The 24,177-nt window shown below is 50.1% G+C and carries 34 protein-coding genes and 3 tRNA genes; 20 read left to right on the top strand and 17 right to left on the bottom strand.

The window, feature by feature from the left end; genetic code table 11:
- Positions 1-170 precede the first annotated feature (170 nt).
- Entirely contained in the window at positions 171-722 is a 552-nt protein-coding gene (locus ACOTXI_RS02230; RefSeq protein WP_008499951.1) for a YcbK family protein, read from the top strand.
- Positions 723-742: 20 nt separating this feature from the next.
- Positions 743-1,390 (top strand): MBL fold metallo-hydrolase, encoded by a 648-nt coding sequence (locus ACOTXI_RS02225; protein WP_008499950.1) that lies wholly within the window; start codon positions 743-745, stop codon positions 1,388-1,390.
- A gap of 48 nt (positions 1,391-1,438) precedes the next feature.
- Here ACOTXI_RS02225 and aspC read toward each other — a convergent pair whose 3' ends face one another.
- The 16 genes from aspC to ACOTXI_RS02145 all read right to left on the bottom strand — a co-directional run bounded on the left by aspC (position 1,439) and on the right by ACOTXI_RS02145 (position 13,640).
- The gene (aspC, locus tag ACOTXI_RS02220) at positions 1,439-2,629 is read right to left on the bottom strand and encodes an aspartate transaminase (protein WP_008499949.1); all 1,191 of its coding nucleotides are present in this window, start codon (positions 2,627-2,629) and stop codon (positions 1,439-1,441) included.
- Between the two features lie 184 nt (positions 2,630-2,813).
- Complete coding sequence (gene ompF, locus ACOTXI_RS02215) at positions 2,814-3,872, bottom strand: porin OmpF (RefSeq protein ID WP_008499948.1); 1,059 nt, start codon at positions 3,870-3,872, stop codon at positions 2,814-2,816.
- Between the two features lie 606 nt (positions 3,873-4,478).
- Positions 4,479-5,879 carry an asparagine--tRNA ligase gene (gene asnS, locus ACOTXI_RS02210; protein ID WP_023615887.1) on the bottom strand — a complete coding sequence of 467 codons (1,401 nt, stop codon included), beginning with the start codon at positions 5,877-5,879 and terminating at the stop codon, positions 4,479-4,481.
- A 166-nt stretch (positions 5,880-6,045) separates the two neighbouring features.
- A complete protein-coding gene (pncB, locus tag ACOTXI_RS02205; RefSeq protein ID WP_021240866.1) occupies positions 6,046-7,248 on the bottom strand; it encodes a nicotinate phosphoribosyltransferase in 1,203 nt (400 codons plus the stop codon).
- Positions 7,249-7,432: 184 nt separating this feature from the next.
- Complete coding sequence (locus ACOTXI_RS02200; protein ID WP_058657755.1) at positions 7,433-8,725, bottom strand: tyrosine-type recombinase/integrase; 1,293 nt, start codon at positions 8,723-8,725, stop codon at positions 7,433-7,435.
- Between the two features lie 44 nt (positions 8,726-8,769).
- Entirely contained in the window at positions 8,770-9,027 is a 258-nt protein-coding gene (locus tag ACOTXI_RS02195) for an excisionase family protein (RefSeq protein ID WP_058657756.1), read from the bottom strand.
- Entirely contained in the window at positions 9,011-9,382 is a 372-nt protein-coding gene (locus ACOTXI_RS02190; RefSeq protein WP_063932928.1) for a hypothetical protein, read from the bottom strand. The genes ACOTXI_RS02195 and ACOTXI_RS02190 overlap by 17 nt, the downstream gene beginning before the upstream one ends.
- Before the next feature lie 2 nt (positions 9,383-9,384).
- Positions 9,385-10,134: an ORF6N domain-containing protein gene (locus ACOTXI_RS02185; RefSeq protein WP_251843151.1), complete on the bottom strand. Its 750-nt coding sequence runs from the start codon at positions 10,132-10,134 to the stop codon at positions 9,385-9,387.
- Between the two features lie 11 nt (positions 10,135-10,145).
- A complete protein-coding gene (locus ACOTXI_RS02180; protein ID WP_421633861.1) occupies positions 10,146-10,724 on the bottom strand; it encodes a hypothetical protein in 579 nt (192 codons plus the stop codon).
- Positions 10,724-11,137 carry a hypothetical protein gene (locus ACOTXI_RS02175; protein ID WP_333020659.1) on the bottom strand — a complete coding sequence of 138 codons (414 nt, stop codon included), beginning with the start codon at positions 11,135-11,137 and terminating at the stop codon, positions 10,724-10,726. The genes ACOTXI_RS02180 and ACOTXI_RS02175 overlap by 1 nt, the downstream gene beginning before the upstream one ends.
- The gene (locus ACOTXI_RS02170) at positions 11,134-11,355 is read right to left on the bottom strand and encodes a hypothetical protein (protein ID WP_045261750.1); all 222 of its coding nucleotides are present in this window, start codon (positions 11,353-11,355) and stop codon (positions 11,134-11,136) included. The genes ACOTXI_RS02175 and ACOTXI_RS02170 overlap by 4 nt, the downstream gene beginning before the upstream one ends.
- Complete coding sequence (locus ACOTXI_RS02165) at positions 11,355-11,711, bottom strand: hypothetical protein (protein WP_150325238.1); 357 nt, start codon at positions 11,709-11,711, stop codon at positions 11,355-11,357. The genes ACOTXI_RS02170 and ACOTXI_RS02165 overlap by 1 nt, the downstream gene beginning before the upstream one ends.
- Positions 11,692-11,895: a hypothetical protein gene (locus ACOTXI_RS02160; RefSeq protein WP_110820593.1), complete on the bottom strand. Its 204-nt coding sequence runs from the start codon at positions 11,893-11,895 to the stop codon at positions 11,692-11,694. Before ACOTXI_RS02160 ends, ACOTXI_RS02165 begins: the two co-directional genes overlap by 20 nt.
- Before the next feature lie 115 nt (positions 11,896-12,010).
- Positions 12,011-12,400 carry a S24 family peptidase gene (locus tag ACOTXI_RS02155; RefSeq protein WP_111969742.1) on the bottom strand — a complete coding sequence of 130 codons (390 nt, stop codon included), beginning with the start codon at positions 12,398-12,400 and terminating at the stop codon, positions 12,011-12,013.
- Between the two features lie 65 nt (positions 12,401-12,465).
- The gene (locus ACOTXI_RS02150) at positions 12,466-12,771 is read right to left on the bottom strand and encodes a hypothetical protein (RefSeq protein WP_058660281.1); all 306 of its coding nucleotides are present in this window, start codon (positions 12,769-12,771) and stop codon (positions 12,466-12,468) included.
- Positions 12,772-12,971: 200 nt separating this feature from the next.
- Positions 12,972-13,640 (bottom strand): LexA family protein, encoded by a 669-nt coding sequence (locus tag ACOTXI_RS02145; protein WP_111969765.1) that lies wholly within the window; start codon positions 13,638-13,640, stop codon positions 12,972-12,974.
- A gap of 107 nt (positions 13,641-13,747) precedes the next feature.
- Between ACOTXI_RS02145 and ACOTXI_RS02140 the strand changes: the two genes are divergently transcribed.
- From ACOTXI_RS02140 to ACOTXI_RS02115, 6 genes are read left to right on the top strand one after another with little or no spacing between them, the layout of a single operon-like run.
- Positions 13,748-14,005, top strand: a complete 258-nt coding sequence (locus ACOTXI_RS02140) for a transcriptional regulator (protein ID WP_213320056.1) — start codon at positions 13,748-13,750, stop codon at positions 14,003-14,005.
- 25 nt (positions 14,006-14,030) lie between these two features.
- The gene (locus ACOTXI_RS02135; protein WP_058660279.1) at positions 14,031-14,327 is read left to right on the top strand and encodes a hypothetical protein; all 297 of its coding nucleotides are present in this window, start codon (positions 14,031-14,033) and stop codon (positions 14,325-14,327) included.
- Positions 14,324-15,235, top strand: a complete 912-nt coding sequence (locus tag ACOTXI_RS02130; RefSeq protein WP_323619717.1) for a helix-turn-helix domain-containing protein — start codon at positions 14,324-14,326, stop codon at positions 15,233-15,235. The genes ACOTXI_RS02135 and ACOTXI_RS02130 overlap by 4 nt, the downstream gene beginning before the upstream one ends.
- A 15-nt stretch (positions 15,236-15,250) precedes the next feature.
- On the top strand, positions 15,251-16,132 hold the full coding sequence (locus ACOTXI_RS02125) for an ATP-binding protein (RefSeq protein ID WP_228861752.1): 882 nt from the start codon (positions 15,251-15,253) through the stop codon (positions 16,130-16,132).
- Positions 16,129-17,508, top strand: coding sequence for a replicative DNA helicase (locus ACOTXI_RS02120; protein ID WP_323619720.1), 1,380 nt, complete (start codon positions 16,129-16,131; stop codon positions 17,506-17,508). Before ACOTXI_RS02125 ends, ACOTXI_RS02120 begins: the two co-directional genes overlap by 4 nt.
- A gap of 27 nt (positions 17,509-17,535) precedes the next feature.
- Complete coding sequence (locus tag ACOTXI_RS02115; protein ID WP_421633860.1) at positions 17,536-18,372, top strand: antitermination protein; 837 nt, start codon at positions 17,536-17,538, stop codon at positions 18,370-18,372.
- 108 nt (positions 18,373-18,480) lie between these two features.
- Here ACOTXI_RS02115 and ACOTXI_RS02110 read toward each other — a convergent pair whose 3' ends face one another.
- Positions 18,481-19,431, bottom strand: coding sequence for a hypothetical protein (locus tag ACOTXI_RS02110; protein WP_016240226.1), 951 nt, complete (start codon positions 19,429-19,431; stop codon positions 18,481-18,483).
- Between the two features lie 125 nt (positions 19,432-19,556).
- Between ACOTXI_RS02110 and ACOTXI_RS02105 the strand changes: the two genes are divergently transcribed.
- From ACOTXI_RS02105 to ACOTXI_RS02050, 12 genes are all read left to right on the top strand, one after another.
- A tRNA-Ile gene (locus ACOTXI_RS02105) sits at positions 19,557-19,633 on the top strand.
- 78 nt (positions 19,634-19,711) lie between these two features.
- Positions 19,712-19,787, top strand: a tRNA-Thr gene (locus ACOTXI_RS02100).
- 3 nt (positions 19,788-19,790) lie between these two features.
- Positions 19,791-19,865 (top strand) — tRNA-Gly (locus ACOTXI_RS02095).
- Between the two features lie 694 nt (positions 19,866-20,559).
- Entirely contained in the window at positions 20,560-20,949 is a 390-nt protein-coding gene (locus ACOTXI_RS02090) for a phage holin family protein (RefSeq protein WP_023150206.1), read from the top strand.
- The gene (locus ACOTXI_RS02085; protein ID WP_023150207.1) at positions 20,939-21,217 is read left to right on the top strand and encodes a phage holin family protein; all 279 of its coding nucleotides are present in this window, start codon (positions 20,939-20,941) and stop codon (positions 21,215-21,217) included. Before ACOTXI_RS02090 ends, ACOTXI_RS02085 begins: the two co-directional genes overlap by 11 nt.
- Positions 21,217-21,759, top strand: coding sequence for a glycoside hydrolase family 108 protein (locus tag ACOTXI_RS02080; RefSeq protein ID WP_032665922.1), 543 nt, complete (start codon positions 21,217-21,219; stop codon positions 21,757-21,759). The genes ACOTXI_RS02085 and ACOTXI_RS02080 overlap by 1 nt, the downstream gene beginning before the upstream one ends.
- Positions 21,756-22,031 (top strand): hypothetical protein, encoded by a 276-nt coding sequence (locus ACOTXI_RS02075; protein ID WP_087855495.1) that lies wholly within the window; start codon positions 21,756-21,758, stop codon positions 22,029-22,031. Before ACOTXI_RS02080 ends, ACOTXI_RS02075 begins: the two co-directional genes overlap by 4 nt.
- Positions 21,982-22,170, top strand: a complete 189-nt coding sequence (locus ACOTXI_RS02070; protein WP_348555490.1) for a hypothetical protein — start codon at positions 21,982-21,984, stop codon at positions 22,168-22,170. The genes ACOTXI_RS02075 and ACOTXI_RS02070 overlap by 50 nt, the downstream gene beginning before the upstream one ends.
- 1 nt (position 22,171) lies before the next feature.
- Positions 22,172-22,414 carry a hypothetical protein gene (locus tag ACOTXI_RS02065; protein WP_115465931.1) on the top strand — a complete coding sequence of 81 codons (243 nt, stop codon included), beginning with the start codon at positions 22,172-22,174 and terminating at the stop codon, positions 22,412-22,414.
- A 165-nt stretch (positions 22,415-22,579) separates the two neighbouring features.
- Entirely contained in the window at positions 22,580-22,876 is a 297-nt protein-coding gene (locus tag ACOTXI_RS02060) for a hypothetical protein (RefSeq protein WP_115465932.1), read from the top strand.
- 159 nt (positions 22,877-23,035) lie between these two features.
- Positions 23,036-23,560, top strand: coding sequence for a phage tail tip fiber protein (locus ACOTXI_RS02055; RefSeq protein ID WP_123923453.1), 525 nt, complete (start codon positions 23,036-23,038; stop codon positions 23,558-23,560).
- A complete protein-coding gene (locus ACOTXI_RS02050; protein ID WP_123923455.1) occupies positions 23,560-23,916 on the top strand; it encodes an HNH endonuclease in 357 nt (118 codons plus the stop codon). The genes ACOTXI_RS02055 and ACOTXI_RS02050 overlap by 1 nt, the downstream gene beginning before the upstream one ends.
- Positions 23,917-24,177 lie beyond the last annotated feature (261 nt).

The raw sequence follows: 24,177 nt of genomic DNA, 5'->3' as shown, positions 1-24,177 counted from the left end.
AGCAGTTCGGGAAAAATGATTGTCGTAAGTTAGGGTGAATAAGGGGCAATATCGCTGCAAGCCGCGTATTCACTGGGGTTGGGCGCCTTGACGTACCCGGTTTTGCCAGTTAAGGTGCCCTTCGTGCGCTAAGCATATTACGATTTCTTTTACCTGTAGACCTGATTATCATGGACAAATTTGACGCTAATCGCCGCAAACTGCTGGCGTTAGGTGGTGTTGCGCTTGGCGCAGCGGCCATCTTGCCGACGCCAGCATTTGCCACCCTCTCGACACCTCGTCCGCGAGTTTTAACGCTCAACAATCTTCATACCGGTGAGTCGTTAAAAGCGGAATTCTTCGATGGCAGAGGCTATATTCAGGATGAATTAGCAAGACTTAACCATTTTTTCCGTGATTTCCGCGCGAATAAAATTAAAGCCATCGACCCAGGACTGTTTGATCAGCTTTACCGCCTTCAGGGCCTGCTGGGCACCAGCAAGCCGGTGCAGCTTATTTCTGGTTATCGCTCTGTTGATACCAATAATGAACTGCGCGCCCACAGTCGCGGGGTAGCGAAAAAAAGCTATCACACGAAGGGACAGGCAATGGATTTCCATATTGAGGGCGTTTCGTTAGCCAATATTCGCAAAGCTGCGTTATCTATGCGCGCAGGTGGTGTAGGATATTACCCCAGCAGCAACTTTGTGCATATTGATACCGGTCCGGTTCGGCACTGGTAATAACGAAACACAGGAGCAGTATGAACTATCGTATTATTCCGGTTACCGCGTTCTCCCAGAATTGTTCACTCATCTGGTGCGAACAGACTAAACTGGCCGCGCTTGTCGATCCCGGTGGTGACGCTGAGAAGATCAAGCAGGAAGTCGCCGACAGCGGCGTGACGCTTATGCAGATTTTACTGACGCATGGTCACCTCGACCATGTGGGCGCAGCGGCTGAACTGGCTGAACACTACGGCGTGCCGATTGTCGGTCCGGAAAAAGAAGATGAGTTCTGGCTACAGGGGTTACCCGCCCAAAGCCGCATGTTTGGCCTGGATGAGTGTCAGCCCCTGACGCCCGATCGCTGGCTGAACGAAGGAGAGCGCGTTAGCATAGGGAATGTGACTTTACAGGTGTTGCATTGTCCTGGGCATACGCCAGGCCATATCGTCTTCTTTGATGACCAGTCCCGTCTGCTGATCTCCGGCGATGTGATTTTCAAAGGTGGCGTAGGACGCAGCGATTTTCCGCGCGGCGATCACGGGCAGCTGATTCAGTCGATTAAACAGAAGTTATTGCCGCTGGGTGATGATGTGACGTTTATCCCTGGGCACGGTCCGATGTCGACGCTGGGCTATGAACGGCTCCATAATCCGTTCCTTCAGGATGAAATGCCTGTCTGGTAACCCGCATAAAAAAAGCCTGCATAACGCAGGCTTTTTTGTGGGCGCAAATTACAGTACGGCGACAATCGCTTCGCACAGCGGCGCCATGTTGTCAGGCGTCATGCCTGCAACGTTCACGCGGCCAGACGCCACGGCGTACACGCCGAACTCTTCACGCAGACGCAGAACCTGCTCTTTGGTCAGGCCGCTGAACGAGAACATGCCGTTCTGTTTGATGATAAAGCTGAAGTCGCGATCCGCGCCTTTCTCCGCCAGGGTGTTCACAAACAGCAGGCGCATGCGCTGAATACGCTGACGCATATCGTTCAGCTCTTGTTCCCAGATGGCGCGCAGCGCATCGTTGCTCAGGATAGTCGCAACGACAGATGCACCGTGTGCCGGCGGGTTAGAGTAGTTAGCGCGGATAACGGATTTCATCTGGCTGAACGCGCGATCGACGGTCTCATCGTTAGCCGCAACCAGCGTACAGGCACCTACACGCTCATTGTACAGACCAAAGTTCTTGGAGTAGGAGCTTGCAACGATCAGCTCCTGATGCACCGCGGCGAACGCGCGCAGGCCTTCGGCATCTTCTTCCAGACCACGGGCGAAGCCCTGGTAGGCAAAGTCAAACAGCGGCAGCCAGCCTTTTTCTACGGACAGCTTCGCCAGATGTTCCCACTGCTCAAGCGTTGGATCGATACCGGTTGGGTTGTGACAGCAGCCGTGGAACAGCACCACGTCACCCGCCTGCGCTTCGCTCAGGCTTGCCAGCAGGCCGTCAAAGTCCAGAGAGTGGTTTGCTGCGTCGTAGTAGGCGTATTCACGCACTTCCAGACCCGCAGAATTAAACACGCTCTTGTGGTTCGGCCAGCTTGGATTGCTTACCCAGACACGCTTCACAGAGGTGTTTTTCGCAAGGAAATCCGCCGCCACGCGCAGCGCGCCGGTACCGCCCGGGGTCTGTGCCGTACGGGCACGTTTGTCACTCACAATTGCACTGCCTTTACCGAACAGCAGCTCCTGGGTGCAGCGACCAAATTCAGGGATACCATCAATACCGAGGTAGTTTTTGGTGGTTTCGTTTTCCAGCAGATACTGCTCAGCTTTCTTAACGCTGGTCAGTACCGGAGTTTTGCCGGTTTCATCTTTATATACACCAATACCCAGGTTGATTTTGCCAGGGCGGTCGTCGGCACGAAACAGATCGGCCAGGCCCAGAATCGGGTCGGCAGGAGCGGCGGTAATGTTCTCAAACATGACGAAGTTCCATTGTGATTACAGAAGTGAAATCCGCTATCAGGTTAACGGTAGATTTACAAAATGCCAACCGTTTGCGACGAAAAGCGTGCGGCTTTTCAAAAGTCGCCATTATTTTCTGTCAGGCATAAAAAAACAGGGCCGAAGCCCTGTTCATTAAGCATATAACAAAGAGGTGTACTGATTAGAACTGGTAGACGAGACCCAGTGCTACAGTGTCATCGTTGTTGATGCCCAGTTTGTTGTCATCTTTCAGCTGGTTGATCTGGTAGTCAACATAGGTGGACATGTTTTTGTTGAAGTAGTAAGTCGCGCCAACTTCGATGTAGTTGATGAAATCTTCATCACCAATGCCTTCTACGTCTTTCGCTTTAGATTTGTAGTAAGCGATGGATGGACGCAGACCGAAGTCGAACTGATACTGAGCGACAACAGAGAAGTCCTGAGATTTGTTAGCGAAACCTTTGCTGCTCAAACGCGCGGCGTTGTGCATTTCGCCGTACAGTGCTGCCAGGTAGATGTTGTTTGCGTCATACTTCAGGCCAGTTGCCCACTGCTCAGCTTTATCGCCTTTACCCCAGTCCAGTTTTTGCTGGCTGTTGGTACGGTCAGCTGCGCCGTATGCACCCACAACGCCAAAGCCTTCGAAATCATAGCTAACTGAGGTTGCCCAACCGTCACCGTTAGAACGTACTGCATCATCACGGTCATTTTTGCCCAGGTACTGAACGCCAAAGTTCAGACCGTCAACCAGGCCGAAGAAGCCGCTGTTACGGTAAGTCGCCAGACCACCATTACGGCTGGAGAAGAAGTTATCGCTCTTGCCGGTGTCGCCACCCCATTCTGGCAGCATATCGGTGATGCCGATTGCATCGTACACCAGGCCATAGTTACGACCGTAGTCGAAGGAGCCTGCATCACCGAATTTCAGACCTGCGAACGCCAGACGGGTTTTATTACCGCTCTGAGCATCGGCGCCTTCGGAGTTGTTACCCTGGAAGTTGTATTCCCACTGGCCATAACCGGTCAGCTGGTCGTTGATTTTCGTTTCGCCTTTGAAGCCCAGACGAGCGTAAGTCTGGTCGCCATCGTTGCCAGCATAGTCAGAGAAGTAATGCAGACCAACCGCTTTCCCGTAAAGATCCAGTTTATTAGAGTCTTTGTTATAGATTTCTGCAGCGTTGGCTGCACCGGCTACCAGCAGGGCAGGGATTACCACTGCCAGAATATTGCGCTTCATCATTATTTATTACCCTCATTGGTTTTTTTATGACACTCGCCACTGCCGTCAATAAATTCTGTCAATAAATATTTCCGGAACTATTGATGAGAGTTTGGTGTCTTTATGTATCTGACAGGCATCTTTCCATTCGCCGAAGCGTTTCGCTAGCCTGAAAGTGCTACAATTCTCAAGATTGAGTTACCAAAAGAAAATATATGTAACTAAATGTGTATTTTTGGGAACTTTGTGAACCACCTCAAACTTCAGAACGCCCTGGTGAATTAAGCGACAGTATCTATCCTATATATATGAATTCCTTATGATTAATTTGGATAAAGGCAATTCATATAAACAGACGATAAACGACTCGTTTTTTCTTATGACGCCGAAAAGCCTTCTGGATGGCTGTAAAACTGGTTGAAATTTGTGCTATTGCTTGAGGATGTAATAAGCGCAATAAGAATGTGGTTTATTTTTTGTGGCTGGATATTTTGCGGAAACAAAACGTAACAGGTAGTGGTTGTGACGGGGTGAAGGTTTGAAGATGCTGACTTTACGCTGACGAAAACTGACAATGCAGAATAAAATAATGGCCAGCACAGGCTGGCCATTTTAGTCTTTTGCCGATTAGAAGCTGGCGTTACGGGGCGTACGTGGGAACGGAATCACGTCACGAACGTTCTGCACACCGGTCACGTAGGCGATCAGACGCTCGAAGCCCAGACCAAAACCAGCGTGCGGTACGGTACCGTAACGACGCAGATCGCGGTACCAGCTGTAGTCCGCAGGGTTAAGACCCATCTCTTCCATACGCGCGTCCAGCACGTCCAGACGCTCTTCACGCTGAGAGCCACCGATGATTTCACCGATGCCCGGCGCCAGGACGTCCATCGCTGCCACGGTTTTACCGTCTTCGTTAAGGCGCATATAGAAGGCCTTAATGTCTTTCGGGTAGTTTTTAACGACAACCGGCGCTTTGAAATGCTTCTCGGCCAGATAGCGCTCGTGCTCAGACGCCAGGTCTACGCCCCAGTAAACCGGGTTCTCGAACTTCTCACCGCATTTCTCGAGGATCGCCACCGCGTCGGTGTAGTCCACCTGCGCAAAATCGGCAGAGACGAAGCGCTCCAGACGGGCTACCGCGTCGCTGTCTACGCGCTCGGCGAAGAATTTCATGTCGTCCGGACGCTCTTCCAGCACCGCTTTGAAGACATACTTCAGCATCGCTTCCGCCAGACCCGCGACATCGTCCAGGTTGGCGAACGCCACTTCAGGCTCCAGCATCCAGAATTCCGCCAGGTGACGGCTGGTGTTGGAGTTTTCGGCACGGAAGGTAGGGCCAAAGGTGTAGATTTTAGACAGCGCGCAGGCGTACGTTTCGCCGTTGAGCTGACCGGATACGGTCAGGAAGGCCTCTTTACCAAAGAAGTCTTTGTCATAGTCCACTTTACCTTCCGGGGTGCGCGGCAGGTTTTCGAGATCCAGCGTTGAGACGCGGAACATCTCACCGGCGCCTTCCGTATCGGACGCGGTGATCAGCGGGGTAGACACCCAGAAATAACCCTGCTCATCGAAGAAACGATGCAGCGCCTGCGCCAGCGTATGACGTACGCGAGCAACCGCACCAATCAGGTTGGTACGTGGACGAAGGTGCGCCACTTCACGCAGATACTCAATGCTGTGACGTTTAGCCGCCATCGGATAGGTATCCGGATCTTCAACCCAGCCGGTGACTTCAATGGCAGAAGCCTGAATTTCGAAACTCTGACCCTGGCCCGGGGATGCCACGACCACGCCGGTGACAATAACGGAACAGCCCGTCGTCAGGTGCAGAACGTCATCATTGTAATTGGGCAGAGAATTATTAATGACGGCCTGTACAGGATCAAAGCAGGAACCGTCATAGACGGCAAGGAAGGAGATGCCAGCTTTAGAATCTCGGCGGGTACGCACCCATCCGCGCACGGTGACTTCCTGGTCAACGGCGACACGGCCCTGGAGTACGTCGGCTACAGGCACAACGCTCATAATATTCTCTCTGTTAATAGTCGGAAAAAATAAACACTTGTCCACCCTTATGGGGGGATATCTATGTTACCTGCCATCCGCTATCAGACAAGTAAATTTCGCGGTCAAAAGGGAAGAATTGAGAAATAAATAAGAAGAGGGGAGCCATGAAGGCTCCCTTAAGCGCTTAACTGGCTTTTTTGATCTGGGGAAGATCGAAGGCTTTGCGCAACGCGCGGACAAACGCCTTGTCATGGCAGATGGTTTTGCCCGGGCTGTCGGAGAGTTTCGCCACCGGTTTGCCGTTACATTCCACCAGCTTTATCACGATATTCAGAGGTTTTACCTGAGGAATGTCGCAGGTTAACCGGGTACCGATCCCGAAGCTCAGGTTCACTCTGGCGTTGAAATGGCGATAGAGTTCGACGGCTTTCGCCAGATCGAGATTATCGGAGAAGACCAGCACCTTGCTCATCGGGTCAATGCCCAGTTTCTCGTAATGAGCAATCGCCTTCTCGCCCCACTCAACCGGATCTCCGGAATCGTGGCGCAACCCCTGATAACGCTCCGCAAATTCAGGTCCAAAGTCGCGCAGGAAGGCATCCATCGTAATACAGTCCGTGAGGGCAATTCCGAGTTGATTCGGGTACTCCGCAAGCCATGCGGCCAGCGCTGCGCGCTGGCTGTTGGCGAGGTCAGGGCTAATTTGCTGATGCGCCTGGAACCACTCGTGCGCCTGGGTACCCATTGGCGTCAGATTGAGGCGACGGGCCAGATCGTAGTTACTGGTGCCCACGAACCACGGCTCCTGCTGCAGACGTTTAACGATGGCCTCCTGTACGTCGCGCGAAAAACGGCGGCGGGTGCCAAAGTCCATCAGGCGGAAGCGGGACATGTCCAGCCCTGCGGTCAGCGTGGAGAAGTCAGCGAGTTTTTTTTCCAGCGAGGCCACCGCCTGCGCTACGCCTGTTTCCGGGGAACGGTAGCGGTGAGCCAGCTCACTGATTACCGCCAGAAGCGGCACTTCCCACATGATCACTTCCCGCCACGGACCTGCAAGGCGAATATCCAGCTTGCCGTTATCGTTAACCACGGTGACCTGCTCCGGCTTATAGCGGAAGTCGCGCAGCCAGTTCAGGTAGTCGGCTTTGAAGAAAGGCAGGCCAGAAAGCCACTGATATTCCTCGTCCTGCAGCGTCAGATGCTGCATAGCATTGACCTGTTCACGAATGGCGTCTGCGTAGATACCGAGCAAGTCGTCGCCACGGCAGCGGAATTCCGCCGCGACATGAACGTCATAGTAATGGTGGAAAACGGCTTGCTGCATGTGCAGTTTATACGCGTCGGTATCCAGCAACGTATGCAGAACTGGAGAAGCGAATTGAGTCATAGGTGCGCAGTAGCATCCTCTCACAGGAGCGTTTAGTACAATAAACAACTCCGGAGTATACCTTGTTTAGTGATTTATTGAACCCCGATCACAACATAAGCGCGTTTTATGGTCGAGGGCATTTTGTGCCCCGTGTTATACAAATGTAGCAATAGAGCTGCTAACCACTTGAATTTACAGATTACTACTGTGCTACAACCATGCTTTGGGGCAGTGATGGGGCAAAGCGTGAAAGCGCCTGGTTGAGCAGGGAAACCTGTTCGGCACTCTTCTCTGACATCCACTTTCCATACACCTTGTAAACCATCTGTGCATCGGTATGTCCCATTTGAGTTGCTATAAAGTTTGGGTTTGCCCCAGCTGATAATGACCAGCACGCATAAGTATGTCGCGACTGGTAGGCGTTGCGGTACCGTATTCCGGCGCGCTTGATTATCGGGGCCCAAATTTTATTAATCGAATTAACCGCGTAGTGATATCCTCTACGAGGCCCATGCTTGACGCATTGAGGACTGAAAACGAAAGTGCAAGGGTGTATGACTGACTGACCATATTCCCGCAATTTCACTTCAATCTCATACTGCCGGCCAAGGCGCGTCAGCTGGGCCTGATTCCTCAGGGCATCAATAGCTGGTTGAATGAGATAAATCACCCTGTCAGTGCCTGCGTCGGTTTTTGGCAGGGTGAACTCATTCGTCTGGGTAAGGTTGCGTTTCACTGTGATGGTTCCGGCATGCAGATCGATATCTTCCCACGCCAGACCGCACAACTCCCCATGCCTCATTCCAGTATAGACTGCCAGCGACCAGAGATTTCTCATCTGCTGGTGGCCGCAAGCCTGGATAAACCGGATAAACTCTTCTGTCGTGAGTGGATCTGGTTCACCTTTCGCTTTTTTGAGGCGGTTAATTCCGCTAAACGGGTTTTCCTTCGCATAACCGTTATCCGCTCCGAACTGGAAGATCTCGGCCATCAGCATCATGTAATTATTCACGGTCGAAGACTTCCTGCCTTTAACCTGTGTCCGGTGATCCTTCTTCATTACATGAAAACCCGTCAGCAACTCCTTTCTCACGTACAGCAAATCCTCAGTGGTCACCGCAGAAACCATTTTGTTTTCGCCGATGCGCGGAAGCATGTTTTTTATGATGGATTCGTACCGACTCATAGTGTTAGAGCTGATTTCCATCCTCTTCAGCTCAGACCACTTTTCGGTAAGCTCCAGCACAGTAATTTCCTTTCTATCCTGACCGAACCGGGCAAGGTTCGGTGAGTTTGGGAATTTTTCCGCATAGTCAAAATTTCCCATCCTTATCGCAAAACAAACTGAAGAACGAAGCTCGCCGGCTATCCTGCGATTTTTGGCAGTATCAGGGACACCGAGGTTTTCCCTGACACGCTTGCCTTTATATACAAACCAGATGCGGAGTGAACCGCCGTGGTTTTCGACGCCTGTCGGGTATGATGCATTAGCCATTAATCCCTCCTGACGTCCAGGAGCGTTGACGAGTGTACTGCTTTTCATGCTGTCTTCGCACCTGGTTGATTTTTTTTCTGAGCCTCGATCCACTGATCAACTGCTTTTCTGTTGTACATGCATTCGCTCGAAGGCTTTGGATTGCCATCTGGTGAAATGTGCAGGTACTCGCGACCAAGCATCCAGGATTCTTTTCTGGCTCGGGTGATGGTTCCGGGCTTAAGCCCGGTAACCGCAATCAGAACCTTTTCGCTAACCCAGTCATTCGGCACCAGAAGAATAATTTCAGCACTGGTTTGCATGGTTCTCCTCCACTTTTTCTTTAGCCAGGCGAACGCACCGCGCGAAAGAAGAGGGCGTTACAATTTCGCGAAGAGCCTGAACCAGAAAATCATTGTGCTGCTGGTGCAGCTGCAGGTTGCGTTCCTTCTCCTCATGGCGCAGGACAGCCAGACGAGCTGTGATGATGCGTCGCTTACCTTTGATCACCCGTAGCGCGTTTTCAGCCTTTTTCCGCCATGCGCTCCAGTCACTGCAGCTGTTCGATCTCGCCAGTTGCTCTTCAATGCTGAGCTGCGCTTCTTCTGCGTTAACAAGCTGCTGCAGGCAATCGCTGATAGTGTTCAGGTTGTTTGTCTCCACGAAGAATTTGTGCATTCTTAACCCTCCCACCCAATCGCCTGGAACAGGCCCATTTTAGGGTGATACCAGCGGGTGCCGCGCGGTTCAGCTTCTGACATCATCTGGCGAAACGCGGCCATAAACGGCTCCAGTTCGACGATAGCCCTACGTGACAACAGCCCGTCTGGAGTCATAAATTCGTGCGTGTCTGTAGGGATGCGGTAGGCATTGACCAAATTTCGGCACTTGGCGTCACTCATTCCGCTTTTGGCTACCACCTGGCGGTAACCGACATATCCGGCGCGCATGGTCCCGCGTTTGATGTTCTCCACAGCTTCTGTGACTGTTTCGATCTGCTCTTCAACATGATTCAGGCGCTTTTGCTGGCGAACGGCATCGGCGGCCATCGCGGCGATCATCTCGATTTCAGTCAATGGTTGTGGTTGCTGATGACGGAAATAACCACTTACCAACTCGCGTTGTACTTTCCAGGCCAGATCATCGTTAAATGGTTTCGTCAGCATCAGGTAGCCTGATTCGAAGAGGACAATACCTGATGGCGCATATTTCGAAAAAACGCCAACGGGAAGGTCCGTACGTATGGTGTCTGCACCTAATTCTTCATAATCCTCACCACGAACAAAGCGGTCTTTATTGCGATTAAATGCTGCACGGGCGGTGCCTTCTGGTCGCTGGTGGACTTCATCAATCATCGCCAGCGTCACAACGCGCTGACCACGATATTCGACTGCCGGCAGCTGTTTGTTATTGATCGTTACAGTGTTCATTTTCGTCCTCCTCAGTGCATAACCGGCATGTCAGGCATACCTTCTTTCTGAATCTGTTCAATGAAGCTGTCATGAAGGAGATTAAAACCTTCCCGGCCCATTTTTGAGAGTTGAAGCCCGTTCTCAGGGTCCGTATCTAACATGTCCCGGTACATGCGCAGCGCCATCTGCTGGCCGAGTTCCTGACCGTATTTCTCAATGGCTAACCCTTCCACATGGCTTGCGAGTGCGAACCGCTCTGGCGCGGGATAAACACTGATTGAACCGAGTTGTCCTGAGTAGATAACTGCGGTGTCAAAACCTCCAGAATCGTTGGCAACCTCAACCGTGCCGTTCTTTGCCTGCTCCTCGGTAATGAAGACGGCAACAAGCATCCAGCGCCAAATGATGATTTCTTTCTCGATGCCCGGGGTAAACCAGCCGCTTTCAATCGCTTCCATCACGCAAGCCAGCAGATCTAATCCATCCGGAATTCGTTTGTCATAGATGCCATTGTCGAGCTGGCGAACAGCGACGGAATAACCAATGACGCGGTTACCAAAACGGATGCCTGTTGATGTCGGCTCCGGAGTAAAGGCTGAATTAACCATCACTGAACTCCTTTCGGCTTGATGGCCTGCAGTGCATCAACCTCTTTAACGAATCGGTCATGCATCGCGTCCCATTTCTCACACCATTTCTCCATTTCTCGCTTACGCGCCAGGATGCGACGCAGACGGCGAACACAACGCTGGTGGGCGGCCAGATACTCAGCCTTTGTTTCCCCGTCTCGCCACACCTCCCTGTCATCGCGATCAATACGTACCCGCGGGTGACGCTGCTTAAATCCAGAGCGTCTGAAAGCTTCAGTCGTCATGAAGAACGCCAGATACCTGATTGCTGTGTCTCGGGTGAAGCATTTTTTAGTGCGCCCGTGGCGTACTGCCACGAACAGTGGACCAACTGGCGTATCGTGTTTCTGTAACGCTAGGTCAATCGAACTTATGGTGCGTTTATCGTTCATTTCCGATCCTTAACTTTGCTATAGCGTTCGTGTGACATCACTTCCCAGTTCTGGCCGCCGTCTCGGGACAGCAGCCGCCAGCGACGATTAACCCTCAGGCTCAGATTTCCGGAGCCGTGCATACGGCAGGGATGAATTCGCCTGGCTCTGAACTGGCGGAGTACATGGACCGCCTGCAGGTGTACCCACTCAGGAATTCGTATCGCTGTCAGCGCCATCAGATCCGGGCCTCCACTTTTTGTTTTTTGACGAACTCAACCAGCTCAGAAATGAGCTCGTCGATTAATTCCTTCCCGCTATCCGTAAGAAATTCACCACTGCCATTAACATCGACAGCGCTGCTGTAAATTCCCTTGATAGCTTTTACGCCTTCGACATTCCCGTACTCACTGATCGCGAGCCTTTCGAATTTTCGTAATAATCCATCGAGAAGAATCTCTGTTAACTCGACCGTGTTAATTCCGCCTTTATTAAGCTTTATAACAATGCAGTTACTGCCTGTTTTACGCTGGTGGCGTAATAACGCTGCTTTTAAAGTTCGTCGGCGATATGTTTCAATTACGTTGTTTTTCACGGCGTTCAAACTCCGAATCCATCCACATAGAAACCTGAGCCGATAAATCGAGGCAGAGGCCTGATAAGGAAATTATTTGCTCAATATCCATATCAGTAATGTTCGAGTTAATTAACTCCATTAACTGATAAAGGTTATCTGCTGTGTTTTTAGCGGTTTCGATTGAACTATCTTTGCTAAGCATATTCAGACTCCATAAGCTTTGCGCATGAAAAGGTCTGTGATATGGCGGTATTCTTCGCCATAGGCCTCGAAGAAAAGCCGCGCAGTTTTATAAGCTGCTCTGTCTTTGATGAAAGTCATACGAAGCGCCTCATAGTCATTGAGGCAATCACACGGCCATGCACCTGCATATCGCTCTGCTCGTCGGCATCAAGCGTAAAAGTCTCGTAATGATGATTGTCAGAAATTATCACCAGAGCGCCGCTTGGCATTGGCTCAACACGCTTGACGAATACGCATGGTCGCCCGAAAACATCACGGGTAAAAACATAAATACCCGCCTCTGAGATCTTTCCGCCACAGTCAGCGAAAGCGATCAGTTCGCATGGCTGGATGGTTGGCTGCATAGAATCCCCGCCCATCTGACATGTCATTATTTTGCCTGGTGTATACTTGCCTTTTTCGTCAACAAATAATTCACGAGGATAATCTACTGGCTTATTTATTGGGTTAAGTAAATTATGCATATTCACTTCCTTAGGGTGAGTCTGTCCTCACCCGTAAAGGTGTTAATTAAATTCAGATTTATTAATTAATATCTTAATTGATTGGCGGAAAACATCCGCTTAATGTCCGGATGATCATCGATTATATTTTTAGCGTCATCACATGCTTCATCATAGGACTTGAAGAAATCAACTAACACGAAACAATTATCAATGCGCTCGTAAACCGCAAACTCTACCCCATCTACACAGGTTGTTCTGAACTGGTAATTAAAACCTTCATCATGAGGCTGGGCTGAAAAACGATGAGACCAGTGAGTATTGCTACCTCTGAGCTTGTCGTGGATATTAAATTTTTTGCTGCCTGTATTTTGATGGGAAGATTTCTTCATCTCATTGGCTCCGTTGTTTGCCGATGGATGAAATATACCTATAGGTAACATTGCAAATCAATACCTACGGGTAATAAAAAGCGATTTATTTTCTAATTATATGATTGTTATAGATTTTTATTTCTTTATCTGTTTGGCTTGTGATTTCAGGGATAAAAAAACCCGGATGAACCGGGTTTGAGGTGTAGGATCATAGGCTTCTAAACGAGGCGCATTTTCGTTTCTATAGCAACCCCTATAATGCGGCAATTACCATTTATAGGCACCACGGGCCACTGTGGGTTCAAACCTTTCAGATAGGATTTTCCACCGTCGAGCACAAGTTTTTTAAAAGTTGCCTCATTGGAGTCGTAAAGCTTAGCTATAACCAGACTACCGTTGATAGGTTCCCTGCCTGTGTCAAAAAGAACATACGTACCTTCGGGTATGCTAAGGCCTGTGGGTGAAGTCATCGAGTCGCCCTCAATCTTCAGCCAAAATGCATCACCTTGTACATGAGCATCAGATTCAAGCCACATGTCTATGTCTTTTAAGCTATAGGCTTCCACAGCTTCACACCATGCACCGGCCTGAACATTACTTATAACAGGATAAGATCTGCTCGGTTTGTAAGGACCTACGTAGCTAACATTTGCATTCTCTAGGCCTATTTCATCCATCCATCCCCTTGGCAAATTAAAGGCCTTCTCAATAACTTCTATCATCCCGTCAGCGATTCGTTTTTTGCCTGCCTTACCTTCTGGCCACAGCATTCGCGATACGTAGGAAGGCTCTCGCTCCAGTTTCCTGGCGAGTTCTGATGCGTTGCCATTGCAGTATTCATCCCGCAACTGGATGAGCCTTAAGCGGCGTTTCTCGTATTTGTCCATAGCTTTCATTCTAGCAGTTGTTACCTGTTGGTAAATTACCTGTGGGTATTGATTATTGTATTACCTGTGGGTAATATCAATCCTGTTGATTTATCCAGAGGCATCATATGGAAACGTTAAAGAGATACATGGCTAGTCTTTCACCAAGACAGAAAAGGGCTTTCGCGGAAAGTTGCGGGACAACAATCAACTATTTGCGCAAGGTTATGAGCACCGGCTCAGTGATTGGTCCTGAAATTTGCGTACAAATTGAGATCCAAAGCGGAGGAGCTGTAAGCCGTCAGTCACTCAACCCTGAAAACTGGCAACGCATCTGGCCAGAACTAAAGGGTACAGAGTCCACCCCTGAGAATAATGAGGTGTGACATGTCACGGCATGCTGGAGGAATCATGAATCACTCTGACTTCGTACGTAAATATTCATTCGATAACCCACTTCAGCGGTTGGTCATGCTTCGCATTTTGATGGGCGGCTCTATGGATGGAGAAGGGGAACGAGTAATCGATCATCAGGTACTTTACGAATTCTGTTGCTGCTCAAAGCAGGCAATGTTTAAGGAGATCAAGGCCCTTGAACGTGCAGGTTTCCTGAAAGTGAGAAAAATTGGTGCTCTCGATAACGGGCTTGCAGTTCGTCTTGAGCCAGCTCGCGGCTACACAATCACGCCAGTTCAGGAGTTTGTATGAGTAGCAAAATTCTCGGTAACGTCTGGGACGCATGCGCCGCGCATGACGTTAAGGGTGCAAAGCTGGTGATTATGGCACGCCTGGCTGACTACTCGAATGATGATGGTGTGTGCTATCCGAGTGTTGAAACTATTTGCCGCCAACTGGGGCTCGGGGAAAGCACGGTCAGGACCGCCATTGCAGAACTGGAGTCTTCCGGTTGGCTGCGTCGTGAATCACGTCGTAAAGGTAATCGCAACACGTCCAATCTTTATCATTTGAATGCCGATCGTCTCGAGGCTCTGGCACGCATTGAGAAGGACAAAGTGGCAGCGCTGAAAAAGCAGCGCAGGACTAACGGTTTTCACCCGTCAGAATCTGACCCTTCAAAATCTGAACCGTCAGATTCTGTATGTTCAAACGGTTTTCACCCGTCAGATTCTGACAAAAATGGCGTTTTCACCCGTCAGAATCTGACCCCAGATCCACAAGTAAATTCAAAACATGATCCACAAGTAAATTCAAAACAAGAATCACAAGATATTAGCGCACGTGGGAAAGCCCCTTCTGAAAACCGCTCTTCCAAAGAGAACTATTCCAACGAGTTCGAGCAGGCATGGCAGGCATACCCAAAACGTGCTGGTGGTAACTCCAAGGCAGCTGCCTGGAAAGCCTGGAAAGCTCGAATCAAAGACGGTGTTACCACTGAGGCAATGCTGGCTGGTGTAAGCCGTTATGCCGGGTATGTTCGCGCCACAGGTAGCGAGGGGACTCAGTTCGTCAAACAGGCTGCAACGTTCTTCGGTCCTGATCGGCACTTCGAAGATGTATGGCAGCCTCCCGCAGGCAAAACCAACGTACGAACCGGAATGCTCCCTGTATCAGGGTTCAGTGAACAAGATTACGGCCAGTCAGACTGCAACTGGTAAGCAGGAGATATCACAATGCTGAATATTAAACAACGCGAAGAAAGGGAAGCTCTGGTGGCAAAGCGCGAAGGGCTTCGTGAAGAACTGGCGTTTGCTGTAGAGCATAAAAAACCATGGCAGTGGGGGAGTTGGGAATCTGGCGAGGTACACGCTGCCACCTGTGAAATGCATGGTGACTATCAACGTATTTCCCTAACTGGAAAAGCCTATCGTGGCGTTGAAAACGTCAAGCATTCCCAATGCCCGGAGTGCGTGAAAGCGGAACTGGCGGACATCGAATCCAGTCTGCGTGCATTACGTGTGGCCGACCTGCTGGACAATGCGGGGATAGCACGACGTTTCGAAGCATGTGAATTCGATAACTACCAAGCTATCAATCAGGATGCGGCCAAAAATCTCGCGTCCTGTCAGCGTTACACCCACAGTTGGCCTGAGCGTCTGAAAGCCGGAACCGGGTTAGTCATGACCGGAAACTGCGGTACTGGTAAAAACCACCTGGCAGTTTCTATTGCGAAAAGCATCATTCGCGATCACCTCGCTAAAGTGGAAATAACCGACGTCATGCGCCTCACACGGGCTGTGAAAAGCACGTGGCGCCACAATGCTGATGTGACAGAGGAAGATGTCATTGAGCGATTTGCTTCACTGGATCTGCTGATTATCGACGAAGTGGGTGTTCAGTTCGGTAGCCCGACTGAAATGACTATCCTGCAGGAAATCATCAATGCCCGGTACGAAAGTATTTTGCCAACAATCCTGATCAGCAATCTCACCTTCGACCAGCTGAAAGAGACGATTGGTGAGCGAATCGTGGATCGGGTTACAGATGGTGGACGCAACCGTCTGGCATTTGGCTGGGGAAGTTTCCGCGCTATTGCGTCAGGAGTAGTAGCATGACCCCTGTCTGGAAAAATGAAGATCTGGAAGGTGCGGTAATCGGCGCGATTTTTCTGCGTGGTGCTGACCCTGAGGTACTGGATATTCTCTCCAGAGTTCCGTCCAGCGCCTTCTCGGTACCACAGTATCGAGAAATCTACACTGGGATCTGCCGTCAGGCGCGAGGGGCCGGTGTTATCGACCCTGTATTGCTCTGCGAAAGCATGCCAAAGCACAGCGCAATCATTCTGGACTCAAGCCGTATCGCATGGGCGAAGTCGGCGCTTGTTTCCTACGTTTCGACGCTGGAGCGTAATGCAGCTGTTCGCGATGCCGAAGCTGTTATTGAAAGGGCGCTGGCAGATCTGCGGAGTGCTCACAATGGTGATGCAGCTTTATCGGCATTCAGGGCCGCACAGAACAGCATTGCCGCAATTTCTCTCGAAGAAAAGACCGTTCAGCCAGTTCACATCGACGACATTCTTCCTGCTGTAGTGGATCGGGTAGATGCACGCAACCGCGGGCTCGAAGAAGCCAGAAGCCTCATGACGGGTATTGAAGAGCTTGATGCAAAGACTGGCGGCATTGAACCAACAGACCTGGTGTTTATCGCTGCGCGTCCGTCGATGGGTAAAACTGAATTGGCGCTGGATATCATCGACAAAGTTTCTGAGCAGGGCCGTGGTGTGCTGTTCTTCAGCATGGAAATGCCAAATATCCAGATCGGAGAGCGAATGGTATCTGCTGCCGGCGGCATGTCAGTTTCGCGCCTGAAAAAGGCTGCTGATTTTGAAGATGAGGACTGGGCCAGACTGACAAACGGTGTAGAGCGCCTGACAGGCCGTAGTATCTGGATGGTTGATTCCACCGATCTGACAGTAGATCAGATTCAACAGATAGCTACCCGCCTACAACTGGCGCATCCGGAAATAGCGCTGGTGGTTGTGGATTACTTGGCACTCATCAAAATCGAAAGCACTGCACGATATGACCTTGCCGTTGGTGAGGTGTCAAAAGGACTCAAGCGTCTGGCTAAATCTAATAAAACGCCGGTGCTTGCCCTGAGCCAGCTTTCTCGTGGCGTTGAGTCGCGGCCCAATAAGCGACCGATGAACTCAGACCTCAAAAACTCTGGTGAGATCGAGGCAGATGCTGATCTGATCATGATGCTTTACCGCGACGAAGTTTATAACCCTGAGTCTCAAGCGAAAGGTATCGCGGAAATTAACGTGACCAAACAGCGCAACGGTGAACTAGGCACGATTTACCGACGATTCTATAACGGGCACTTCCTGCCAATTGACCAGGAGTTAGCAAAGCAGCGTTCGGCGCCACAGCAGAAAACTCAAACCAGACGATACGCAAAAGATAGGCAATCCAGCAATGCAGACTATTAAAACCATTAAAACAGCGGGGGCAAGCGCATGAAACTGGAAGCATCACTCAAACATTTTAGTCCTCAGGGAATGCATATCGGCGACGACGTGAAGGGAACTTCTCCGGACCGCCTTACAGGAACAGATGTAATGGCGGCAATTGGTACCACCAGCAGCCGCGCGCGCTTCGGCCTGGCGGCGTTCTTCGGTAAAGCGGGAATCAGCAAAACGGATGAACAGCTCGCAGTTCAGGCGCTGGCGCGATATGCGATGGATGTCGCACCGAAGAATGTTCGCAAAGCAGCTGGTGGGCAGTTCGGATGGTGCATGCAGATGTTGGCACAATTTGCCTTTGCTGATTATTCACGTTCGGCGGCTACAAGCGTGACGTGTCACAGCTGCAGTGGTACCGGACGAACAACCCGCGAACAGATTACCCGCAAGGTTTCGTACCCATGGGGTAAAGCTCCATACTGGGCCTGCCGCTCTCGTGCTGTTCGACCGTCTGACTGGGAGCAGTGGATGGAGGTAACAGAGGTTGTACCGGCGGTCTGTGATGCTTGCGAAGGCAAGGGAACGATCAGCGCCCGTTGTCGTTGCGGCGGTAAAGGCGAGGTTCTAGACCGCAAGGCCACAAGCGAGCGCGGCGCGCCGGTGTTTAAAACCTGCGAGCGCTGCAGCGGAAATGGATTTTCTGCGGTGCCGTCTACCGCAGCCTATAAAGTGATACTGAAGCGCGTTCCGGATCTGCACGTCAGAACATGGACTCGCAACTGGAAACCGTTTCTTGAGGCGCTGGTAAGCATTTGTCAGCAGGAGGAGGGAAACGCCGCAAGAGAATTTCAATCTGCAACCAGTTTAGGCGAAGAAGGTGACGAAATTTAGCATTATTACGACATAAGGCTTGATTTTGTCCGAAGTTGTCGTGTATGCTTCTAATCATGCGGAGTAACGCCTGAAAGATTTCAACAATAAGCCCCTTGCGGGGCTTTTTTATGGCAGCGAGTTAACGAAAGAACTGAAAAGGGCCTTATCTTTATTGCTAATTGATTTTTTCAAATGTAGTTGATGATTTAAAGGTTTAAAGTTTTCCTTTGTGAGATATATACATGCTTTCTCAAAACGATCCTGAAGGAATTGAAATCTTTCATTCAGCCTGGAAACTTTTAATCCTAATGACATGACCTTCTTCTCAGGAATATCGTCAGGATTGCAATTATTGAGTTCTTCCAGCACAAGGCGAATATCTCTTTCGAAGATTAGCGCTATGTTATAATCGTTGAGGAGGCATTCAGGATTACGAACAATGCCAATTACTTCGTCGATGAATTGTGGTTTTACATTATCCTCAGCATTTTCATCTTCGTTATCGGAAGGTTTTTGAGACATAACATTCGACAACTGCATTTCTTCCTTGGTTTTCCTTCTGGGAAGTAAAACTTTTCCATCTCCTAAAGCAGCCATACGTTTCAAAGCTTGACTCCCGGCTCGGCCAACTACTTTAGAATCTCTTAAATCTAAAATTTTATGTGCGACCCATTCTAATGATGGTTCACTGGCTTCGATTTTGGCTTTTGCTTGGTAATGGAGAAAAATATTTTTCTTGGCTTCCTTGAGGGCTGTTAGATATCTGTGGAAATTTGCCTTTTTCTCGAGGTCAGTGGCTAGGTTTTCAAATGCTATACCGAAGACTTTTGTACCGCAAACGTGACCCAGGTTCGTCTCCAGACCATCCTCAGTAAGAACAAGAAACCCTTTTTTATGGCCTGTTCGACAGCTCGACTTGCCACACGGGATTTCTTCCGGGAGGTCATCATAATAACCAAAAACATCGGATAATTGTTGATCGGTCAGTTCCAGCCTGGAATGATAGCTTTCCCGAGCTTGAATTTCTGTCCAGTCATTAATGCGATCAAAGCTATTGCCGTTTTTAATAAAAATCATATCTTCCCTTGCTCTGGTTAGATTGAAAGCACTGCCGCTTGATATTTAACCATTTCCCTGATTGTTTTTCATCATAAAACCATATTATTGCAAGGGTAGTTTTACCTATGTATCTTCTTGCTCCCGGCCCTTTAGCTCAGTTGGTTAGAGCGTGCGACTCATAATCGCCCGGTCGCTGGTTCAAGTCCAGCAAGGGCCACCAGACCGCCACTAGCTCATCGGGAAGAGCGGCAACCCAGGTGTTGTGGTACGGGGTTCGAGGCTCCGGTGGCGGACCACTGCCGACTTAGCTCAGTAGGTAGAGCAACTGACTTGTAATCAGTAGGTCACCAGTTCGATTCCGGTAGTCGGCACCATATGCGGGCATCGTATAATGGCTATTACCTCAGCCTTCCAAGCTGATGATGCGGGTTCGATTCCCGCTGCCCGCTCCAGTTTAAGCTTTTCGGTCTGCGATGATGGGGTCCCCGGAGTGACTGAAAAGCGACCTAGTTTTGAATGGGCGCTGCTTTTTGCAAAATTGCTGTGTGAAAATGCTGACCTTTGGGTTCAGCGCTCATCCAAAAGCATCTCGTTAAAATCCAGTTAACCTCGGGTGGTTTGTTGGGTGAGGTGCCTCAAATTCAAATAGCCTCGCTTCGGCGAGGTTTTTTCATTTGTAAGACAACCATCAGGAAGCAATGGCTAATCTCATTGACTGCAGGAATAAGTTCGGCGTAATTTATTTCTGTGGTGAATCCTTTCTAAGCGAAAGGGCGTTCCAGCCAACTGCTATCTGCAGGTATGCGCGCGACTTTGCTGACTGGGGTAGAGTCACCGGGAGGCACCCGGCACCATGACAACAACAATACAAGTTTCAAATTCCTTGAGAGCCTGCCATAAAACGCAGGCCTTTTTTTATGGTTTTGCAAACTGCTGCTACGCTTTGAGTTGTGGGAAGTAACTGAATGCCCGGTGGTTCTCCTGGACCGATAGTGAATCAGCCGATACAGCTTCACCTCTGAGCATAAGTCTTACTCACACCTACCTTACAAATAGTCAACTCATTAGCCCGCCATCAACAGCGGGCTTTTATTATTTCCCCTCAAACTTACTGAGAGGATTCATAGCAATTACAGAGGGGGCGTAATGTCCGATCCATTAACCGGCACTGGTGCAGTTCTCGGCGGAGGCCTGCTGGGTTCAGTCCTGTATGGTGTCTTTACTCATACAGATTTCGGCGTGGTGTTTGGAGCGTTTGGTGGTGCGGTGTTTTACGTCGCGACAGCTGCAAACCTTACGCGTGCTCGCCTGGCTGCATATTTCCTTACATCATTCATTGTTGGAGTGCTTGGCGCCGGGTTTGTTGGTTCATGGCTAAATGCTGCCTCGAGTTATGAAAAACCACTGGATGCACTCGGTGCAGTGATTTTGTCTGCACTGTGTATAAAAATCCTAACTTTTCTTAATAACCAGGACCTGAACACCCTGTTCGGTTTTTTCTCACGGTTACGCGGAGGAGGGGGAAATGGTAATTGACCCGTCAGCTGTCTTTAACGCGTTTATCTGCTCGGTGATCGTCGTCGTTCTGATGTTCTACCAGCGCCATGGTGCCCGGCACCGTCCTTTTATCTCAATCCTGGCGTATATAACCATCCTGGTTTACGCAGTAATCCCATGGCAATTCATCTTCGGCCTCTATCGTGACTCCAGTTGGCTGGTGGTGATGTCGAACCTCCTGATATGCGCAGCTGTTATGAAGGTCCGGGGAAATCTGGCACGTCTGGTTGATCTTCTGAGGCACTAATGACAAAAGACGAAATTTTTGACGCCATTCTTGGCAAAGAGGGCGGTTACGTTAATCACCCCGACGATAAAGGTGGCCCAACAAACTGGGGAATCACGCAAGCGGTAGCACGTGCCCACGGTTACAGCGGTGATATGCGTAACCTTACCCGCCAGCAGGCGCTGGATATCCTGACGGCTGACTACTGGGCAGGGCCACGCTTCGACCTTGTTTCTGAGGTATCACCAGCCATCGCCGCCGAATTGTGCGATACCGGCGTTAACATGGGCCCATCAGTTCAGACCAAATGGTTCCAGCGCTGGCTGAACGTGTTCAACATTCAGGGCACGCTTTATCCCGATCTGATTGCAGATGGTTTTATCGGTCCGCGAACTATCAGCGCGTTAAAAAGCTATCTTTCCCGGCGAGGAAAAGAGGGCGAACTGGTTATGCTCCGGGCCCTGAATTGCAGCCAGGGTCAGCGTTATCTCGAACTGGCAGAACAGCGCAGCGCGAACGAGACGTTTGTATATGGCTGGGTGAAGGAGCGGGTGGTTATATGACGCTTGAGATGATTACCGGGCTAGTTGTCGCTGTATTTGCTGTTATCGCCGCCGCGTTTGGCTTGGGCCATATTCGCGGCACCAGCAAAGCTGAAGTGAAAGCCGACCAGCAGCGCACCGAAGATAACGCAGCGGCAACGGTCGCAGCAGCCGAACGCCGGGTAGAAGCAACGAAAGAGGCCAGCAATGTACAGCAGACTGTTAACCATATGCCTGGCGACGATGTTGATCGCGAGCTGCGGGACTCGTGGCAGCGCCCCGGTGGTAGTTGATACCGCCTGTGACTGGGTGAAGCCAATCTACCTGACCGAGCATGATATTGATGTGCTGGATAAGCAGACGAAGAAAGACATCCTGGCGCATAACAAAGCGTGGCAGGCGAACTGCCAGAAAACCAAAGAAAGGAAATAAAGTGGATAAATTTAAGTTCGACCTTAACCAGTTTGTTGAGTTGTCAATCAGTGGCGAAATGGGCCATATCAAATCCCGCGCTGAGAGCATCAACCACTGCAATCAGTATCTTGTTCACTACAAAGCCGCAGATGGCCGTGCTCAAGAAAGTTGGTTCGATGAAGATGATATCGCAGCAGTTGAAGATGATGAGCATCCTGGCGCGCCCATTTACGCCGTGAAAGCTGACGATGTGAAGGCCTGATAGCCATTACAAAGCTCACCTGCTGGTGGGCTTGATAATGGTTATCTACTCTAATACCAAAGCAGTTATATTCCCTGGGATGGGAAATGCATCACATCATTCGCTCACTGACAGTTTCAGATAATATGATAAATTATTTCCTCACCTTCGACGTGGGGAAGCAAAATGAAGCACCTTCTGCACAGCTTTTTATCAAAATCTACTGATGGTTCTACATTTAAATACGAGATTTATTCTAAGTATCAGGAGTTGGGATATCATAAAAAAATTCCTGAAGGGACATGCCAGATCGTCCAGTCAGTGTTTGATGTGGATAGCAACCTGTTTAAGGTGGTTGATATCGACTTGAACATTGATGAATTATTTAAAGCCAATCAGCCGAACCCTAATACTTGGTATTCTGATGGACAGGACCGCGTCAGTCTTGACATGGTTATTAGCTATCTTGATGCTTTAAATTAATCGCAAAATGAATGTATATGAGCCTCGCAATAGCGGGGCTTTTTAATGCGCATCGCACGCGCACATCGAAGAAAGTCTTTCAGCTGTGAGCCTGGGCAAACCGTTAACTTTCGGCGGATTTGCCGTGCGACAGGCTCACGTCTAAAAGGGTAGTAAATCATGTCAGAGAAAAACATTAAGTTATCCGACCGCGCGACAGATGTTTTGTATGCTCTGTTTTTCCGTGGTGCGCTGCAAAGTGGCAACCTGCCATCTAAATCTGGTGTAACACAGCTGCGCGACCTGGGGTTAGCTGAAACCCGGCATACTGCAACGCCATATCAGGGGGAAAACTATTTTACTTTCCTTACTGCTGAAGGCCAGAAGTTTGCCATTGAGAACCTGGTCAAAACTCGCTTTGGTGTGCCTGTTGGTGGTTACCTTGGGGAAACTTCAGGCAAGCTGTACTCTGCCGGTATTGGCATCAGTATTGAAGGTGATCAGCGCAAAGTAGTGTTTGAGGCTGACCGATTTAAGGTGAATGAAGCTGCTCAATCAGCCATCAAGAACGCTGCGGTTTGTAGCGGGAAGATAACGGTATCGGCTGTGCTTAGTGATGAAATGAAACAGGCAGTGAATGATGCAGTTGGCGATGCTATCCGCAACATGCTGAGGCCTGGCGGTCTGCTCTATGGTAAGCGCTAATGCCAGCGGCCATCCCCCGCGCCTGTCGTAAGCGTGGCTGCTCCGGGACTACAACAGACCGATCTGGATATTGCGAACATCACCGCAATGAAGGCTGGCAGCAGCATCAGCGAGGACAGAGCAGGCATCAGCGAGGTTATGGCAGCAAGTGGGACAGGCTGCGCCCAATCGTTCTCGACAGAGATAAGCACCTTTGTCAGGAATGCCTGCGAAATGGAAGGTATACACCCGCTGAGACGGTGGACCACATCAAGCCGAAAGCTCACGGCGGTACTGACGACCTCTCTAATCTGGAATCAATATGCTGCGGCTGCCATAAAGCCAAGACAGCACGCGAACGCCTGAACAGAAATTAAGTAACGAGGTGAAGATGACTGAATCGAAACATGGTTCAGGACTTCCGCACGCCCATGCTTCCTGCATAGTGGATGGATGCGAACTATCGGTACGATCCCGTAACAGCCACTACTGTGAAAAGCACTACATGCGCGTCCGGCGTCATGGAACGACAGAGAAGCTCAGCACAAGAAAGGATGGCAAGCTGGAGCACGCTGGCGGATATCTGCTGGTGTATGCGCCCGATCATCCTTTGGCATGTGGGAGTCCTCGTGTTTACG

The sequence above is a fragment of the Enterobacter cloacae complex sp. BZL2005 genome, from assembly GCF_049238885.1.
GTDB lineage: Bacteria > Pseudomonadota > Gammaproteobacteria > Enterobacterales > Enterobacteriaceae > Enterobacter > Enterobacter roggenkampii.
Note: the sequence above shows the minus strand (reverse complement) of the source record. Positions and strands in the feature narration are given on the sequence as shown.